At 33.9% G+C, this 18,016-nt stretch carries 14 protein-coding genes and 2 other annotated features (1 of these 16 cut by a window edge); all 14 genes read left to right on the plus strand.

The genetic code is table 11. The features are described 5' to 3' along the window. Positions 1–192 precede the first annotated feature (192 nt). The 14 genes from K4Z77_RS04435 (at position 193) to trpB (ending at position 17,956) form a co-directional block, all read left to right on the plus strand. Complete coding sequence (locus tag K4Z77_RS04435; protein ID WP_000922186.1) at positions 193–885, plus strand: sugar transferase; 693 nt, start codon at positions 193–195, stop codon at positions 883–885. A gap of 42 nt (positions 886–927) precedes the next feature. Next, positions 928–2,154, plus strand: coding sequence for a DegT/DnrJ/EryC1/StrS family aminotransferase (locus tag K4Z77_RS04440; RefSeq protein ID WP_224218582.1), 1,227 nt, complete (start codon positions 928–930; stop codon positions 2,152–2,154). A 921-nt stretch (positions 2,155–3,075) separates the two neighbouring features. After that, complete coding sequence (locus tag K4Z77_RS04445; protein WP_000834742.1) at positions 3,076–5,184, plus strand: glycosyl hydrolase family 28-related protein; 2,109 nt, start codon at positions 3,076–3,078, stop codon at positions 5,182–5,184. Further along, positions 5,168–5,914, plus strand: coding sequence for a protein phosphatase 2C domain-containing protein (locus K4Z77_RS04450; protein WP_023935650.1), 747 nt, complete (start codon positions 5,168–5,170; stop codon positions 5,912–5,914). The genes K4Z77_RS04445 and K4Z77_RS04450 overlap by 17 nt, the downstream gene beginning before the upstream one ends. 57 nt (positions 5,915–5,971) lie before the next feature. Further along, positions 5,972–6,613, plus strand: a complete 642-nt coding sequence (locus K4Z77_RS04455) for a phosphate signaling complex PhoU family protein (RefSeq protein WP_224218583.1) — start codon at positions 5,972–5,974, stop codon at positions 6,611–6,613. Between the two features lie 12 nt (positions 6,614–6,625). Continuing rightward, positions 6,626–8,101 (plus strand): UDP-glucose--hexose-1-phosphate uridylyltransferase, encoded by a 1,476-nt coding sequence (gene galT, locus K4Z77_RS04460; RefSeq protein WP_224218584.1) that lies wholly within the window; start codon positions 6,626–6,628, stop codon positions 8,099–8,101. A gap of 12 nt (positions 8,102–8,113) precedes the next feature. Continuing rightward, complete coding sequence (galE, locus tag K4Z77_RS04465) at positions 8,114–9,124, plus strand: UDP-glucose 4-epimerase GalE (protein WP_057487890.1); 1,011 nt, start codon at positions 8,114–8,116, stop codon at positions 9,122–9,124. Between the two features lie 183 nt (positions 9,125–9,307). Beyond that, positions 9,308–9,967 (plus strand): DUF1868 domain-containing protein, encoded by a 660-nt coding sequence (locus tag K4Z77_RS04470; RefSeq protein ID WP_130885614.1) that lies wholly within the window; start codon positions 9,308–9,310, stop codon positions 9,965–9,967. A 24-nt stretch (positions 9,968–9,991) separates the two neighbouring features. Then, positions 9,992–11,059, plus strand: a complete 1,068-nt coding sequence (locus tag K4Z77_RS04475; protein ID WP_000738377.1) for an extracellular solute-binding protein — start codon at positions 9,992–9,994, stop codon at positions 11,057–11,059. Positions 11,060–11,161: 102 nt separating this feature from the next. After that, positions 11,162–12,172, plus strand: coding sequence for an ABC transporter ATP-binding protein (locus K4Z77_RS04480; RefSeq protein WP_000589137.1), 1,011 nt, complete (start codon positions 11,162–11,164; stop codon positions 12,170–12,172). An 11-nt stretch (positions 12,173–12,183) separates the two neighbouring features. Next, the gene (locus K4Z77_RS04485) at positions 12,184–13,875 is read left to right on the plus strand and encodes an ABC transporter permease (RefSeq protein WP_224218585.1); all 1,692 of its coding nucleotides are present in this window, start codon (positions 12,184–12,186) and stop codon (positions 13,873–13,875) included. Positions 13,876–13,877: 2 nt separating this feature from the next. Then, the gene (locus tag K4Z77_RS04490; protein WP_001149046.1) at positions 13,878–14,588 is read left to right on the plus strand and encodes an MgtC/SapB family protein; all 711 of its coding nucleotides are present in this window, start codon (positions 13,878–13,880) and stop codon (positions 14,586–14,588) included. Positions 14,589–15,272: 684 nt separating this feature from the next. Then, on the plus strand, positions 15,273–16,268 hold the full coding sequence (locus tag K4Z77_RS04495; RefSeq protein WP_224218586.1) for a LacI family DNA-binding transcriptional regulator: 996 nt from the start codon (positions 15,273–15,275) through the stop codon (positions 16,266–16,268). A gap of 220 nt (positions 16,269–16,488) precedes the next feature. Then, positions 16,489–16,712, plus strand: a binding site (T-box leader). A gap of 65 nt (positions 16,713–16,777) precedes the next feature. After that, positions 16,778–17,956 carry a tryptophan synthase subunit beta gene (trpB, locus tag K4Z77_RS04500; protein WP_224218587.1) on the plus strand — a complete coding sequence of 393 codons (1,179 nt, stop codon included), beginning with the start codon at positions 16,778–16,780 and terminating at the stop codon, positions 17,954–17,956. Continuing rightward, positions 17,953–18,016: a binding site (T-box leader), on the plus strand; it runs 162 nt beyond the window's last position. It overlaps the preceding gene by 4 nt.

Below are 18,016 nucleotides of genomic sequence, written 5' to 3' on the forward strand. Positions count from 1 at the left end.
GTGGGCTTTTATCTGTTTTATCATGGGAAATCCCTCCTTAACTATAAGTTTATCACATAAAAAAGAAACCCAAATACAGAATTGTATTTGAATTTCTTAACTTAATGACATTGTTCTTTCACCGCCTTTTCCATTTTGTGGTATAATGAAAAATGTTGACAAATAGTATAATAAAAACAAAGGAGAAACAGCATGCTGAAATGGGAAGACTTGCCCGTGGAAATGAAATCAAGCGAGGTTGAGTCTTACTACCAGCTTGTCTCTAAAAGGAAGGGTTCGCTGATTTTCAAGCGTTGTTTGGATTGGGCTTTGGCCTTGGTCTTGCTAATTTTGACTTCACCAGTTTTTCTCATCTTGAGTATTTGGATCAAGTTGGATAGCAAGGGGCCAGTGATTTACAAGCAAGAGCGCGTGACCCAGTACAATCGACCTTTCAAGATTTGGAAGTTCCGTACCATGGTGACGGATGCAGACAAAAAAGGAAGTTTGGTGACTTCTGCTAACGATAGTCGCATTACCAAGGTTGGCAATTTCATCCGCCGTGTGCGTTTGGACGAACTGCCTCAGCTGGTCAATGTTCTTAAAGGTGAGATGTCCTTTGTAGGGACGCGTCCTGAAGTGCCTCGTTACACAGAGCAGTATAGCCCTGAAATGATGGCAACCTTGCTTTTACCAGCAGGGATTACCTCTCCAGCCAGCATCAACTACAAGGATGAGGACACCATTATTAGTCAAATGACGGAGAAAGGTTTGTCGGTTGACCAGGCCTATGTGGAGCATGTTCTTCCTGAAAAGATGCGCTATAACCTTGCCTATCTCCGAGAGTTTAGTTTCCTTGGAGACATCAAAATCATGTTTCAAACCGTGTTTGAAGTGCTAAAATAAAGTAGTCATGAGAAAATGAGTACAAATAAAAGGAGCAAATCAATGCCAAATTACAATATTCCATTTTCACCACCCGATATTACGGAAGCAGAAATTGCTGAAGTAGCGGATACCCTGCGTTCTGGTTGGATCACAACAGGTCCTAAGACAAAAGAACTAGAGCGTCGCTTGTCTCAATACACACAGACGCCTAAGACTGTCTGCCTCAATTCTGCAACTGCCGCTCTTGAGTTGATTTTGCGCGTCTTGGAAGTTGGACCTGGTGATGAAGTCATCGTTCCAGCCATGACCTATACAGCTTCATGTAGTGTCATTACTCACGTAGGAGCGACCCCTGTCATGGTGGATATTCAAGCAGATACGTTTGAGATGGACTATGACTTGCTGGAGCAAGCTATCACTGAGAAAACTAAGGTGATCATCCCAGTAGAACTTGCAGGGATTGTTTGCGACTATGACCGTTTGTTCCAAGTTGTGGAAAAGAAACGTGACCTCTTTACTGCTTCAAGCAAGTGGCAAAAAGCCTTTAACCGTATTGTGATTGTCTCTGATAGTGCCCACGCTTTGGGATCTACTTATAAAGAACAACCAGCTGGTTCTATCGCTGACTTTACTTCCTTCTCATTCCATGCTGTTAAGAACTTTACAACGGCAGAAGGTGGAAGTGCCACTTGGAAGGCCAATCCAGCGATTGATGACGAAGAGATGTACAAGGAATTCCAAATTCTTTCCCTTCACGGACAAACTAAGGATGCTCTTGCCAAGATGCAACTGGGCTCATGGGAATACGATATCGTAACACCAGCCTACAAGTGCAATATGACAGATATCATGGCATCACTTGGATTGGTACAATTGGATCGTTACCCAAGTTTGCTTGGCCGGCGTAAGGACATCGTGGACCGTTATGATCGTGGTTTTTCAGGTTCTCGTATCCATCCATTGGCACACAAGACTGATAGTGTCGAATCTTCACGCCACCTCTACATCACCCATGTAGAAGGAGCAAGCCTAGAAGAACGCAACCTCATCATTCAAGAATTGGCTAAAGCAGGAATTGCAAGTAACGTACACTATAAACCGCTTCCACTCTTAACAGCCTATAAGAATCTTGGCTTTGATATGGCGAATTATCCTAAGGCCTATGCCTTCTTTGAAAATGAAATTACGCTCCCTCTTCACACTAAATTAAGCGATGAAGAAGTGGACTATATCATTGAGACTTTCAAAACAGTTTCTGAAAAAGTGCTAACTTCATCAAAAAAATGACAAACTACAGTCAAGTAATAGTGATTCTGTTTCTAAAAAGTCTAATTGAGTGTAAAACTGTTGTTTTCAATTGAAAGTCCTATAGTAAAATGAAATAAAAACAGGACAAATTAATCAGGATAGTCAAATTAATTTCTAGCAATATTTTAGAAGCAAAGGTGTACTCTTATAGTTTCAATATACTGTATGGTTTGAAATGAGATGTGAGCAATTTGGTGTAGCATTTAGAATTTTTATTAGGCATCATTTAGAAAATGTAGTGTCTTGTTCTAGTTTTCAATTCACCCTATTTTTTGAAAGACGCGAGTTTCCACGAATGAGGTTGTGGAAACTCGCGTCTTTCTTTTTTGTTTTCAGAATATTGTTCAAAGTTTTGAGACTATTTTTCATGTTCTAGTCATTCTTTTGAAATAATCTATAAAACACGTGTCTACAATGATCTATATGTCCTATTCCAGTATTTTAGAAGAACTGCGTCTATTTTTATAGAGCTTGAATCTAGCTTTTATAGAAAATCTATTTAAGAAATATATTGTATTGTTTTGATTTCAATCCGCTATATGAACGATATTCATGTAAATATACCTGGTGAATGCTTGCATGACAAGATATTTGTTCTTGTATTTATAAATTAGTATTTTACGAGATATCAACATGCTTTAAATACAGTGAATAGGATATTTTTATGTTCAAGCTAAGAAAGATAGTAATCACTTTTGAATGGAAGGTTAAAGAATTATTAGAAGTATGGTTAGATATATAAATGGTCACGCTTTCACAATTTTGATATTTTATTGTGTTATTCCTTGACAATTTTGATTTAAAAATATATTATAAAGAAAATGACAGCGGTGTCATTTTCTGGTATGGAATTTATATGAATATTAAATTAGGACATAATATTTTTAATTGGAGGCTAATATGAAATCTTTTCAACAAAATGAGGTTTTCTCTATTCGTAAGTCTAAGGTGGGAGTTTGCTCAGTTCTCTTAGCGGTTTTATTTATTGGAACACAAAGTGTTTTAGCTAATGAAGTAGTTGGTGAAACTTCTTCGTCTAAAGATAATATGCAAATGAACTCTTTGTTGAGTAGCACATCTACATCATTATCTGCGGAACCCCATTCTGATACTCTCAGTCTTGATAACAATTCAAGTTTAAGTACTGATAATAATGGAGGAGTGAGTATTAATCAAAATAAACCTGATATAACAAATGATACTATGATTGGTAACATCTCTGGGATGGAAGTGAATACTATTTTAAGTACTAATCTGAACGAACACGTAGCTTTGAATGTTAAAGATTATGGAGCAATAGGTGACGGGGTTAATGATGATCGTCAAGCAATTCAAGATACAATAGATGCTGCAGCTAAAGGACTAGGTGGAGGAAATGTATATTTTCCTGAAGGAACTTATTTAGTAAAAGAAATTGTTTTTTTAAAAAGTCATACACACTTAGAATTGAATGAGAAAGCTACCATTCTAAATGGTATAAATATTAAGAATCACCCTTCTATTGTTTTTATGACAGGTTTATTTACGGATGATGGTGCGCAAGTAGAATGGGGCCCAACAGAAGATATTAGTTATTCTGGTGGTACTATTGATATGAACGGTGCTTTGAATGAAGAAGGAACTAAAGCAAAAAATCTACCACTTATAAATTCTTCAGGTGCATTTGCTATTGGGAATTCAAATAACGTAACTATAAAAAATGTAACATTCAAGGATAGTTATCAAGGGCATGCTATTCAAATTGCAGGTTCGAAAAATGTATTAGTCGATAATTCTCGTTTTCTTGGTCAAGCTTTACCTAAAACTATGAAAGATGGGCAAATTATAAGTAAGGAGAGTATTCAGATTGAACCATTGACTAGAAAAGGTTTTCCTTATGCTTTGAATGATGATGGGAAAAAATCTGAAAATGTTACTATTCAAAATTCCTATTTTGGTAAAAGTGATAAATCTGGAGAATTAGTAACAGCAATTGGTACACACTATCAAACATTGTCGACACAGAACCCCTCTAATATTAAAATTTTAAATAATCATTTTGATAACATGATGTATTCTGGTGTACGTTTTACAGGATTTACTGATATTTTAATTAAAGGAAATAGATTTGATAAGAAAGTAAAAGGAGAAAGTGTACATTATAGAGAAAATGGTGCAGCCTTAATAAATGCTTTTAGTTATAAAAATGTAAAAGATGAACTTGATTTAAATAAGAAAGTCGTTATTACTGAAAATACATTTTATATTTCTGATCCTAAAACAAAGGCTATTAGAGTAGCAAAAGATAGTGCAGAATATTTAGGAAAAGTATCAGATATTACTGTAACAAAAAATGTAATTAATAATAATTCTAAGGAAACAGAACAACCAAATATTGAATTATTACGAGTTAGTGATAATTTAGTAGTCTCAGAGAATAGTATATTCGGTGGTAAAGAAGGAATTGTTATTGAGGATTCAAAGGGTAAAATAACCGTTTTAAATAACCAATTTTATAATTTATCCGGTAAGTATATATCATTCATCAAATCTAATGCAAATGGGAAAGAACCAGTTATACGTGATAGCGATGGTAATTTCAATATTGTAACGGAGAATGGGCTTTACAAAATTGTAACAAATAACTTAAGTGATAAAAACGAAAAAGAAAAAAACAAAGAGGAAAAATTTAAAACAAGTTCATATGTGCATGAAAAACAATCTAATTCAAATAATGTAATTGATAGTAACCAGAAGAAAGGAGAGTTTAACTCAAGTAAAGATAATAGACAAATTAATGACAAGATCGACAATAAACAAGATAATAAGATAGAAGAAGTGAACCATAAAATAGTTGGAGATGGCAGAGAAACTGAAAATCATATTAATAAATCTAAAGAAATAGTAGAGGTAAAACAAAAATTACCAAAGACTGGTTCGAACAAGATTATGGAACTATTCTTAACAGTGACAGGAATTGGTTTACTTTTGACACTAAAAGGGTTGAAGTATTATGGTAAAGATAAATAAAATTTGTTCGATACAAGGAAGTTCCGTAGAAAATGAGGATGCTGTAGGTTCACAAAATCAGTATTTTTGGATTATTGATGGAGCTACAGATTTATATAATTCTAAAGAGGAGATAGGTTATTCAGTCTCAGAAGTTGTACATATTTTATCAGAAAGTTTGTCGGTTAATTGTAAAGAATCAAAAACTCTTAAACAAATATTTGAAACTGCTTTACTCGAGGTTAAAGATGAAATCGGTTTAAACTCATATGAATTAACAGAGTATTATCGCTTACCAACATTTGCTTTTATATTTGCTAAACTTTCAGAAAAAAAGTTGGAGTATATGATGCTAGGTGACTGCGTCATGTTAGTAAACGAAATGGAAATAACTGATCATAGAGTAGATAACTTATTTGAAAAAGGGAAAAATGAGATAAAAGACTCAATTGGTACAAATAGTGTTTTAAATAAAAAAATTATTTTACAAAAAATCAGAAAATTATCTAATCAACCGAGTGGGTACTGGATAGGTTCGTTGGATGAGAGATTTTTAGACCATGCTATTATTAATCAAATAGATGTTACTAGTGAACAAATTGTTTTAATGAGCGATGGCTTTTATGAATTCTATCAAAATAATCAAAATAAAACTTTTGAAGAGTTAATTAAGATGAGATTTAATTCTTCTGCTATTGATCCAATCTATGGAAAGAAAGATGATGCAAGTATTCTAGTTATTGATGTTTGATATATTGTTTAAAATATTAATTGTTACTATTGAACTTTGTTAAGAAGAGGTACCTAAATGTTAAGGTTATATTTAGAAAATGAAATTATAGAATTATCAAATAATTTAGAGACCGTTTGGGTATCTGTGCTTGATAAATATGAGAAGTTATTTGAATATTTATCAAATGAAGAACGAGTAAAATTGATTAAAGAAGATTTAATCATAAATGAGTCAGTTCTAAATATTGATAAAAAAGGATATGAGTTAATTTGTTTACAACATCCTGTTTCATATGACTTAAGAAGAATTATTAGTGTAATAAAAATATCAACTGACATTGAACGTATTGGGGATAGAATTGTTGAAATTTTAAAAAATCTACAGATTATTCAAAATAATGAAATGTTGAAGAAAATTATTTCAGAAATAAAAATACTTCATGAAGTTATCGGACTGCATATGAATAGGGCTATATCTTGTTATAGAGAGGAACAATCTGAATGTTTAGATATGGTTGTTATACAAAAACAGAATGAGATAGAAGAGCTTAGTATAAATATTGAAAAGAAAATAATGAATTACATATTTGAAGATGATGGGAACGTTTCTGAAGTAATTGGTGCTTTAGATATTATTCATCACCTTGATAAAATTGCTCATACTACGCAATCAATTTATAAATGGATAATGTATAGAAAATATGGGAACATAAATTAGAAAGAAAAATATATGAAAACAATTATTGATAATTTTGTTGATAGAGTAATTGAATACGGAATGTATAATGAAATTGACAAAATATATGTGAAAAATAGAGTACTAGCGTTAATAGGTGAGGAGGGAACTGATTGCATTTCCGATGAAAATGACCTGAAACTAATAAAAGATTACTTAGTGGAAATCGCCTTAAAAAACGGTAAAATTAAAGATTTAATCGAGGAAAAGGAATGTTTAGGAGCAGAGTTAATGAATTTCATAGTTCCTTTACCTAGTCGATTAAATGATATTTTTTGGAGTTCATATGATATATCACCTCAAGAAGCAGTTGAAGAGTTTTATAAATTAAGTAAAGATGGTGATTATATTAAAACTTCTGCTATTGCTAAGAATATTGAGTTTCGAGCATCAACTAAATACGGAGAGCTAGAGATTACGATAAATTTGTCAAAACCCGAAAAAGATCCAAAAACAATTGCTGCTGAAAAATTAGTAAAAGCAACTAATTATCCCAAATGTTTACTATGCATGGAAAATGAAGGATATCAGGGGCGAATAAATTATCCAGCACGTTCGAATCATAGAATTATTCGGTTGAAACTTGGTGACGAAGTATGGGGATTCCAGTATTCTCCCTACTCATATTTTAATGAGCATGCGATATTTTTGAATAGTCAACATGTACCAATGGCTATTACCTCTAAAACATTTGAACAATTATTGGAGATTGTTGATATTTTGCCAGGATATTTTGCTGGTTCAAATTCTGATCTTCCTATCTCAGGAGGTTCCATTCTTAGTCATAACCACTACCAGGGAGGGAAATATATTTTCCCAATGGAAAAAGCAAAATTTGAGAGTGAATTTCGTTTTAAAGACTTTGAGGATGTGAATGCTGGTATTGTAAAATGGCCAATGTCAGTAATTAGGTTACAAAGTGAAAATAAAAATCGCTTGTTAGATTTAGCTACTAAAATTCTAAACAAGTGGAGAGAATATTCAGATTTAGAAGTAGACATCATTGCAATGACTGCAGATGTCCCACACCATACGGTGACTCCTATTGCTCGTAAAGTGGACGGAAGATATGAATTAGATATTGTTCTAAGAGATAATCATACTACTGAACAATACCCAGATGGTGTTTTCCATCCTCATCAAGATGTACAACATATTAAAAAGGAAAATATTGGGTTAATCGAAGTGATGGGACTTGCGATTTTACCACCTCGTTTGAAAACAGAGTTAGAAGAAGTTGAGAAATATCTTTTAGGAAAAGATAACGCAATTGCTGATTATCATTTAGAATGGGCCGTTCAATTGAAAGAAAAATATCCTGGACTTAAAGAGAAGGAGGTTCATAGCGTAGTTCAACATGAAGTAGGGCAAGTATTTGCGAGAGTTCTCGAAGATGCAGGTGTTTATAAGAATACTCAAACCGGACAAGAAGCATTTATGAGATTTGTTAAATCGGTTGGAATTAATTAGGAGGAAGTAAAAATGGCAATATTGGTAACAGGCGGAGCTGGTTATATTGGTAGCCATACCGTAGTAGAATTACTAAATTTAGGTAAGGAAGTCGTTATTGTCGACAACCTTTCAAACTCAAGCATTTTAGTATTAGATCGTATTGAAGCAATTACAGGGCAACGTCCTGCGTTTTACGAATTAGATGTCTGTGATAAACAAGGATTGAGAAAAGTTTTTGAACAAGAATCTATTGAGGCTGCAATTCATTTTGCAGGATACAAAGCTGTCGGAGAATCCGTGCAAAAGCCTGTAATGTATTACGAAAATAATATTATGAGCACATTAGCTCTTGTTGAAGTGATGTCAGAGTTTAATGTTAAAAAGATTGTATTTTCATCGAGTGCGACTGTATACGGCGTTCACAATCAGTCTCCCCTTATTGAGACGATGCCGACAAGTGCAACGAATCCGTATGGGTACACAAAAGTGATGCTTGAACAAATTTTAAAAGATGTTCATGTAGCAGATTCAGAGTGGAGTATTGCGTTGCTTCGTTATTTCAATCCGATTGGTGCTCATGAGTCGGGGTTGATTGGAGAAGATCCATCAGGCATTCCTAACAACTTAATGCCTTTTATTGCACAAGTAGCGGTAGGTAAGCGACCAGAGCTAAGTGTTTTTGGAGATGATTATGATACGGTAGATGGTACTGGTGTTCGCGATTATATCCATGTAGTGGATTTAGCGATAGGGCATATAAAAGCTTTAGAAAAAGTATCTGAAAAAACAGATGTTTATATTTATAACCTTGGTTCAGGAGAAGGCACAAGTGTATTACAACTTGTAAATACATTTGAAAGTGTTAATAAGGTTCCAATTCCGTATAAAATTGTACCAAGACGATCAGGAGACGTTGCGACTTGTTATGCAAATGCAGACAAAGCATATAAGGAATTAAATTGGAGGACAACAAAATCGATTGAAGACATGTGTAGAGATACATGGAATTGGCAATCAAAAAATCCCAATGGCTATAATTGATGATACTGTCTATATGAGTGCTGTATTTTGGAAAAATTACTTAACCTTTTAATGAAATGCATATTTAATGAAAGATAAATTTTTTTAAAAAAATGTTTGAAAGCGCTTGACAAAGTAAACGGTTTCATTGTATAATGTAAACATGGTGACACCGATGTCAAATATAAAAAAGAAGGTCTTTATATGAAAAACTTAACAAAAATTAAGTTCAAAGAGAATGGGGAATTCAATCATTTCCCTGGAAATACAGTTGTAGCAAATCTTTATACTAAACAAGATTTGATGGAAGTTGTTGATATTATTCAATCACGTTATAGAGAATTACCATTTATCGATAAGTTTACTTTAACTCCAAGGAATTCTATTCACATGACTGTAATTGAATTGTTGTGCCATGAAAATCGTGAAACGGAGTTTTGGAGCAGTAATCTTCCTCTAGATACACCTTTACAGGAAATACATGATTACTTTGCTAAACAACTTGACATTTTTCCATTGTTGGACGAAGAAATTCATATGCGTGTAACTGAAATGGGGAAACAAAACATACTAGTTGAACCTGCAGATGAAGCTTCTGCAAAGAGATTAGAAGAAATTCGTACTTATGTCTCAGAAAAAGCAGGTGTTCGTTTCCCAAATCATGATAGATATCAATTCCATATTTCAATTGGGTATCTTCGGATTCCTCTAACCGAAGAGGAGGAAGAAGAGTTTACTAAAGTCAGAGCAGAATTAACTGAAATTTTATTAGAGAAGATTCCAACTATTACTGTAAACCGTATTGACTATACTGTATTTGAAGATATGAGACAATTTGTTCCATATCATGAAAAATTTAAATAAAATAATAAAAAAGGAGAACTTATCATGAAAAAAATGAAAGTTTGGTCTACTGTACTTGCAACGGGAGTTGCTCTTACTACACTTGCTGCTTGCTCTGGAGGTTCAAATTCTACGACTGCTTCTTCATCTGAAGAAAAAGCTGATAAAAGTCAAGAACTAGTAATCTATTCGAACTCAGTCTCAAATGGTCGTGGTGATTGGTTAACTGCTAAAGCAAAAGAAGCTGGTTTTAATATCAAAATGGTTGATATCCCTGGCGCTCAATTAGCAGACCGTGTTATTGCTGAGAAGAATAATGCAGTTGCAGATATGGTATTTGGAATTGGTGCTGTTGATTCAAATAAAATTAGAGATCAAAAATTACTAGTACAGTACAAGCCTAAATGGTTAGATAAAATTGATCAATCTTTATCCGATAAAGATAATTATTATAATCCTGTGATTGTTCAACCATTAGTTTTAATTGGGGCGCCTGATGTAAAAGAAATGCCTAAAGATTGGACTGAATTAGGTAGTAAGTATAAAGGTAAGTATTCAATTTCTGGTCTTCAAGGTGGTACAGGACGGGCAATTCTAGCAAGTATCTTAGTTCGATACCTTGATGATAAAGGTGAATTAGGTGTTTCCGAAAAAGGTTGGGAAGTAGCAAAAGAATATTTGAAAAATGCATACACTCTTCAAAAGGGAGAAAGTTCAATTGTTAAGATGTTAGACAAAGAAGATCCAATACAATATGGAATGATGTGGGGTTCTGGTGCATTAGTTGGACAAAAAGAACAAAATGTTGTTTTCAAAGTTATGACTCCTGAGATTGGTGTACCATTTGTAACTGAACAAACTATGGTTTTAAGCACTAGTAAAAAACAAGCGTTAGCTAAAGAATTTATTGATTGGTTTGGTCAATCAGAAATTCAAGTAGAATATAGTAAGAACTTTGGATCTATTCCTGCAAATAAAGATGCCCTCAAAGATCTACCAGAAGATACTAAGAAATTTGTTGATCAAGTGAAACCACAAAATATTGACTGGGAAGCTGTTGGAAAGCATTTGGATGAATGGGTAGAAAAAGCTGAATTAGAATACGTACAATAAGAAATAAGAGTTAATTTTTATGTCCAAGTCTCTCTATTATTTCTAAATTTATGGAAGAAATAAAGAGAGGCTTTTGGTTTAGTAATAGAGGGAGTTAGTGAGATGATTAAATTTGATAATATTCAAATTAAATATGGTGATTTTGTTGCAATTGATAATCTGAATTTAGATATACATGAAGGGGAATTTTTTACATTTCTTGGGCCTTCAGGATGTGGTAAATCAACTACTTTGAGAGCATTGGTAGGTTTTCTAGATCCATCATCAGGAAGTATTGAAGTTAATGGAACAGATGTCACTCATTTGGAACCTGAAAAGCGTGGAATTGGTATTGTATTTCAATCTTATGCGCTATTTCCAACTATGACTGTTTTTGATAATATTGCATTTGGTTTAAAAGTTAAGAAGGTAGCTCCAGATGTTATTAAAGCTAAAGTATCAGCAGTAGCAGCAAAAATTAAGATCTCTGATCAACAGTTACAGCGTAATGTATCAGAATTATCTGGGGGTCAACAACAAAGGGTAGCATTGGCTCGTGCTCTGGTTCTTGAACCTAAAATTCTTTGTCTAGATGAACCATTGTCAAACCTTGACGCAAAATTACGTGTAGATTTGAGAAAAGAGTTGAAAAGACTTCAAAAAGAGTTAGGTATTACTACTTTATATGTTACTCATGATCAAGAGGAAGCCTTAACTTTATCTGATAGAATTGCAGTCTTTAACAATGGATACATCGAACAGGTCGGTACACCTGTAGAGATTTATCATAATTCTCAAACTGAATTTGTATGTGATTTTATTGGCGATATTAATGTTTTGACCGATGAAACAGTCCACGAAGTATTACTTAAAAATGCAAGCGTTTTCTTAGAAGATAAAAAAGGATACATTCGATTAGAGAAAGTTCGATTCAATCGTGAAACTGAACAAGATTTCATTCTAAAAGGAACAATTATTGATGTTGAGTTTTCTGGAGTTACAATTCACTATACAATAAAAGTTTCTGAAAGTCAGATTCTTAATGTAACAAGTATTGATAGTCAGGCTGCTATTAGATCTGTCGGAGAAAGTGTGGACTTATTTATCACACCATCAGACGTTCTGCAATTTTAAGGAGGTGCAGTATGCGTCATAAATTAAATTTAAAAGATTGGCTTATTCGTTTAGGGTTAATCTGGTTCCTAGTAATATTTATTATTTATCCAAACTTTGATCTAGTAGTGAATGTATTTGTAAAAGGAGGAGAATTTTCCCTTGAAGCTGTACATCGTGTTCTAAAATCTGAGAGGGCACTTCAGAGTATTATGAACAGTTTTAAGTTAGCATTTTCACTCATTATTACAGTTAATGTCGTAGGTATTCTTTGTGTTCTATTTACAGAGTACTTTGATATTAAAGGTGCTAAAATTTTAAAATTAGGCTATATGACCTCTTTAATTTATGGAGGAGTGGTTTTAGCGACTGGATATAAATTTGTCTATGGTCCTTATGGATTGATAACAAAATTTTTACAAAATGTTATCCCTTCTTTAGACCCTAACTGGTTTATTGGGTATGGTGCAGTCTTATTCATTATGACATTTTCAGGAACTGCTAATCATACATTGTTTTTAACAAATACAATTCGAAGCGTTGACTATCACACTATTGAGGCTGCACGAAATATGGGAGCAAAACCATTTACTGTTTTCCGAAAAGTAGTGTTACCAACCTTAATTCCAACTCTATTTGCACTTACTATTATGGTTTTTCTTAGTGGTTTGTCTGCAGTAGCAGCACCCATGATTGTTGGTGGTAAAGGATTTCAAACTATAAATCCAATGATTATTACATTTGCAGGGATGGGGAATTCTCGTGATTTAGCTGCCTTACTTGCAATTATTTTAGGTATTGCAACTACAATTTTGCTTACTATCATGAATAAGATAGAAAAAGGTGGAAATTATATTTCTATCTCTAAGACTAAAGCGCCTCTTAAAAAACAAAAAATTGCATCTAAGCCTTGGAATATCATTGCTCACATTGTTGCATATGGATTGTTCACAGTTTTCATGCTTCCACTAATTTTTATAGTATTATACTCATTTACAGATCCAGTTGCAATTCAAACAGGTAACTTAACATTATCAAACTTTACTTTAGAAAATTATCGCTTATTCTTTAGTAATAGTGCGGCATTCTCTCCATTCTTGGTCAGCTTTATTTATTCTATTATCGCTGCGACAACAGCAACAATTCTCGCAGTTATATTTGCTCGAGTTGTCAGAAAACATAAATCTCGCTTTGATTTCTTATTTGAATATGGTGCTCTACTTCCTTGGTTACTACCAAGTACACTTTTAGCAGTAAGTTTATTATTTACTTTTAATCAGCCACAATTTCTTGTCTTGAATCAGATTTTGGTAGGTAGTTTGGTAATTCTACTTATTGCATATATAGTTGTAAAAATCCCATTTTCTTATAGAATGGTACGTGCTATTTTATTTAGTGTTGATGATGAGATGGAAGATGCAGCAAGAAGTATGGGTGCTTCACCTTTTTATACTATGATGAAGGTTATCATTCCATTTATTTTACCGGTTGTTCTCTCTGTTATTGCTTTAAACTTTAACTCTTTATTAACTGACTTCGACTTATCTGTATTTCTTTACCATCCATTAGCTCAACCGCTGGGTATAACTATTCGTTCAGCAGGTGATGAAACAGCAACTTCAAATGCTCAAGCACTTGTGTTCGTTTATACTATTGTATTAATGATAATTTCTGGTTCTGTATTATACTTTACTCAGAGACCAGCTAGTAGAAAAAGGAAATAATAATGCAGGCAACAAGCTTAGGACTATCATATATCGAAATTGTATTAAGAATTGTACTTTCATTAGTTATTGGTGGTGTAATTGGTTTAGAGAGAGGAAGTAAATCTCAACCAGCAGGTATTCGTACACATAGTATTGTTTGTCTGGCTGCATGTTTAATTATGATGACTAATGAGTATGTATCTTATAAATTTGGTACAGGAGATCCTACACGCTTAGGTGCGCAAGTTATATCAGGTGTTGGTTTTCTTGGGGCTGGAACAATACTTATTACAGATAAAAAGAAAATAACTGGTTTAACAACTGCAGCCGGAATATGGGCTTCAGCTGGAATCGGTCTAGCTATAGGTGTTGGTTTTTATGAAGGAGCCGTACTAGGAGCAGTGTCTGTTTGGAGTGTTATAACTATGTTCCAACCTTTAAAAAAATATCTTCAAAGTCGTTCAAAGATAATAGAATTGTATATCGTTGTTAGATCTACAGAGGCATATAATCGGGTACTAGTATACTGTGCTGAGAATGGCATTAGAATGACTGATTCTAGAACTGCATTTGGAGATGTTAATTCAGAAAGAATTGAATATTTTGATGTTCCAGAAAAAAAAATAGCATCATTTATTACTCTAGAACTATCAGGAAGATTTGAACATCTTCGTTTGATGGAAGAAATTGCTAATATTGTAGGTGTTATTTATGTCGAAGAAATTAGCTGAAATTTAGTAAACAAAGGGACAGATGTTTTTGTCCTTTTGTTTTCTTTAAATAATAAGAAATATAAGGGCACATCTAAAAACTCAATTTCAATACTTTTAAACATTGATGTATCAACGTTTTCTGAGCAATAAAAATAGAAAATCGGTAGTTTTTAGAGGTGTCCATAATAATTTTTGAAGAAAAGGATCTAACTAATTTGAGAGTATATAAAGTGGATTTTGATGCAGGAAAAATAACTTATTTTGATGACTATAATCTCATACAGGTATACCACTTCCATTCATTTTATGATGTTTGTGAGATGGTGTTCGCTTGTCATTTACCATTTGAAGAAATGCTTAGAAATGTTATTGTTAAGGAGAAAGCTGTTCCCATATTAGAGTGTTATATTGAACAGATAATGAATACATTTCTAAATACAGAAGGATTTACTGAAAATGATTCCTTGGAATTTTCAGGTAGTGTATTTTCTTATCCGGTGATTTGTAATGCAGTTTACAAAATAGTACAAAACAGTGAATTGAATTGTAAAATTTATGTTACTAGTACTGAAAGTTAATGTAGATTTGGTGAAGTATTTCCTCCAGATGTAAACTAGATTAAAAGATTAGAATGTAATTTTCTTGTTAAAATAATTTAAATATTGTATAGTTATAGTGAAGGTTTATGACAGGAGTATTTTAATGGAAAAAGGGAAAAAGGTAACGATATATGATATTGCACGTTTATCAGGTTTTTCTCCAAAAACAGTTTCACGAGTTATTAATGGTGGAGTAAATGTTAAAGAAGAAACTTATCAAGCGATTCAAAAAGTTATAGAAGAATTGTCGTATATTCCAAATGCGTATGCAAGAAATTTAACTAAAAAAGAAGCTATAAATATATTGATTTCTGTAAAAAAAATCGACTCTTTTCCTTTAATTTGGTTCCAAACTTTATTAGATAAAGTTTTACAAACTTGTAAAGAGTATGGTGTTAACGCTATTGTTGAATATTTTAGTGAAGAGGATACAATTAGTAATTCAATAATCTCGAGTACAGGAAGTTTGATAGATGGTGTAATAGTATTTTATGAAAGTAAAGAAGATATTCGGATTAATTACTTACAAAAGAATAAAATTCCATTCATAGTTTTTGGAGAATCTAGAACACCTAATGTTGTGTATGTTTCTAACAACAATTTTCAGGCCACTTATGACATGATGAAATTAGTATCAAAAGAAAACATTAATAGTATGTGGTTACTTATGGGAGGAGAATCCCTTGTTAATATGGATCGAGAGAGAGGGGTTCGTGCTTTTTTAAATGATAAAAACTATGAAATGGATTTGAAAGTTGTATATGGTCTAACTACAATAGATTCGGTTTATTCATATGCTACAAGACATCTATCTAATCAAAATTATCCTGATTTGGTTTTTGTATCCGGGGATGAGAAAGTACAGGGATTGATTCGTGCTTGCTATGAGAAGGAAATTACTATTCCTGAGGATATTTCAATAATCGGATTTGACAATATTCCAATTTCTCAATATTACACTCCAGCTTTATCTACAATTTCTCCTAATTATGTTAAATTAGCTCAAGAAATGATTGAAGGGGTATTAGCAATTATAAAGGGGGAAAGTGTCACATCTGTTGAAGTTTCTACTAAACTTGTTAGGAGACAGAGTTTCTAGTATTGTTTAATTCTTGAAAATCCTAATGGAAAAGATGGAGTGTTCTAAAGTAAGTTCTGTTTAGCATCTATTCAGTTTCTATTGAGTTGGATCCAATTTCTAACAAGTGGGACATTTTCACGTTCGATTTACTAAAGACATTATCACATTCGAATCACACATCTTTCAAAAAAATTGTAAAAAAGTCTTGACAAAGAAAAAACAAAGTATTAAAATAAGTTCAACAAATCAGAAAAGTAACTATTTTTGATCTTCAGGGAGCCTGTGGTCATTGTGAACAGGTGGTTGGAAGTAGTGAAAGTGGGCTGATTTTAAAAATGAATTTGAAACAATGAAAATTCGGTGCGCACACCTTACAGTGCAACTTGTTGTTAGACAAGGCAGAGATGTAAAGGGATAGTCCCTTTATAATTGAGGTGGCACCGCGTTACCAACGCCCTCACACGGAATTTAATTCTGTGTGTGGGCTTTTTCATATCTTGAAATCAATATAGAAAGAGGAAAATTTTATGACAACTAAAGGTTATTTTGGACAATTTGGTGGTAGTTTTGTACCGGAGCCGATTCAGGCTTTGTTGGACGAGTTGGAAGTGACATTTGACAAGTACAAGGATGATCCAGAGTTTTTGGCAGAATTTCGTCATTACTTAAAGGACTATTCAGGTCGCGAAACACCGCTCTATTTTGCAGAAAGTTTGACAGACCACTTAGATGGAGCTAAGATTTACCTCAAGCGCGAAGACCTTAACCATCTTGGTTCTCACAAGCTCAATAACGTTTTAGGACAAATTCTTCTTGCTAAACGCATGGGCAAAAAACGAGTGATTGCGGAAACAGGAGCTGGTCAGCACGGTGTTGCGACTGCAGCTGCTGCAGCTAAGTTTGGTATGGCTTGTGATGTCTACATGGGGGCAGAAGATGTGGAACGCCAACGTCTCAATGTTTTCCGTATGGAGATGATGGGAGCAACTGTTCATGCAGTTGAAACAGGGACTCGTACCCTCAAAGATGCTGTTGATGCAGCCTTTGGAGCGTGGATGAATGACCTTGAAGCCTTCTACGTTCTGGGATCTGCTGTTGGACCTCACCCTTATCCTACTATTGTCCATGAGTTCCAAAAGGTCATCAGTGAAGAATCTCGCCGTCAAATTTTGGGAAAAGAAGGTCGTTTACCAGACTACGTTATTGCCTGTGTAGGTGGAGGTTCCAATGCCATCGGTGCTTTTTCTCAGTATGTGGCTGATGAAGAAGTTAAATTGGTTGGGGTCGAAGCTGCAGGTCATGGACTTGACACAGACAAGCACGCAGCTACTATGACAAAAGGTAGTATCGGAATTGTCGACGGCATGAAGACCTATGCAGTCTTTAAGGAAGATGGAGAGCTAGCTCCAGTTTACTCTATCTCAGCTGGATTGGACTATCCAGGGGTTGGCCCAGAACACGCCTACTTTAAAGATTCAGGTCGCGTGGAATATGTGGCTGCGACAGACGAAGAAGCTGTTCAGGCTCTCCTCCTTCTCAGCAAGACAGAAGGAATTATCCCAGCGATTGAAAGTTCGCACGCTATCGCAGAAGCGGTTAAACGTGCACCAAAACTAAGTAAAGACGACATTATCATCATCAATGTCTCTGGTCGTGGAGACAAGGACGTAGCTGCAATTGCGGACTACCTAGAAGCTAAAAAATAAAAGATGGAAAAATTACAGTCTTTTCTCTCACAGAGAGCTTGTGGTTGCTGAAAACAAGCA

Source organism: Streptococcus mitis subsp. hohhotensis (assembly GCF_020089495.2).
GTDB classification, from domain to species: Bacteria; Bacillota; Bacilli; order Lactobacillales; family Streptococcaceae; genus Streptococcus; species Streptococcus hohhotensis.

Excerpts from the sequence above, each read along its gene's own strand:
- K4Z77_RS04485 (WP_224218585.1), top strand. The coding sequence starts at position 12,184 with ATGCGTCATAAATTAAATTTAAAAGATTGGCTTATTCGTTTAGGGTTA.
- K4Z77_RS04470 (WP_130885614.1), top strand. The coding sequence starts at position 9,308 with ATGAAAAACTTAACAAAAATTAAGTTCAAAGAGAATGGGGAATTCAAT.
- K4Z77_RS04450 (WP_023935650.1), top strand. The coding sequence starts at position 5,168 with ATGGTAAAGATAAATAAAATTTGTTCGATACAAGGAAGTTCCGTAGAA.
- K4Z77_RS04455 (WP_224218583.1), top strand. The coding sequence starts at position 5,972 with ATGTTAAGGTTATATTTAGAAAATGAAATTATAGAATTATCAAATAAT.
- galE (WP_057487890.1), top strand. The coding sequence starts at position 8,114 with ATGGCAATATTGGTAACAGGCGGAGCTGGTTATATTGGTAGCCATACC.
- K4Z77_RS04480 (WP_000589137.1), top strand. The coding sequence starts at position 11,162 with ATGATTAAATTTGATAATATTCAAATTAAATATGGTGATTTTGTTGCA.
- K4Z77_RS04440 (WP_224218582.1), top strand. The coding sequence starts at position 928 with ATGCCAAATTACAATATTCCATTTTCACCACCCGATATTACGGAAGCA.
- K4Z77_RS04490 (WP_001149046.1), top strand. The coding sequence starts at position 13,878 with ATGCAGGCAACAAGCTTAGGACTATCATATATCGAAATTGTATTAAGA.
- galT (WP_224218584.1), top strand. The coding sequence starts at position 6,626 with ATGAAAACAATTATTGATAATTTTGTTGATAGAGTAATTGAATACGGA.
- K4Z77_RS04495 (WP_224218586.1), top strand. The coding sequence starts at position 15,273 with ATGGAAAAAGGGAAAAAGGTAACGATATATGATATTGCACGTTTATCA.
- trpB (WP_224218587.1), top strand. The coding sequence starts at position 16,778 with ATGACAACTAAAGGTTATTTTGGACAATTTGGTGGTAGTTTTGTACCG.
- K4Z77_RS04445 (WP_000834742.1), top strand. The coding sequence starts at position 3,076 with ATGAAATCTTTTCAACAAAATGAGGTTTTCTCTATTCGTAAGTCTAAG.
- K4Z77_RS04435 (WP_000922186.1), top strand. The coding sequence starts at position 193 with ATGCTGAAATGGGAAGACTTGCCCGTGGAAATGAAATCAAGCGAGGTT.
- K4Z77_RS04475 (WP_000738377.1), top strand. The coding sequence starts at position 9,992 with ATGAAAAAAATGAAAGTTTGGTCTACTGTACTTGCAACGGGAGTTGCT.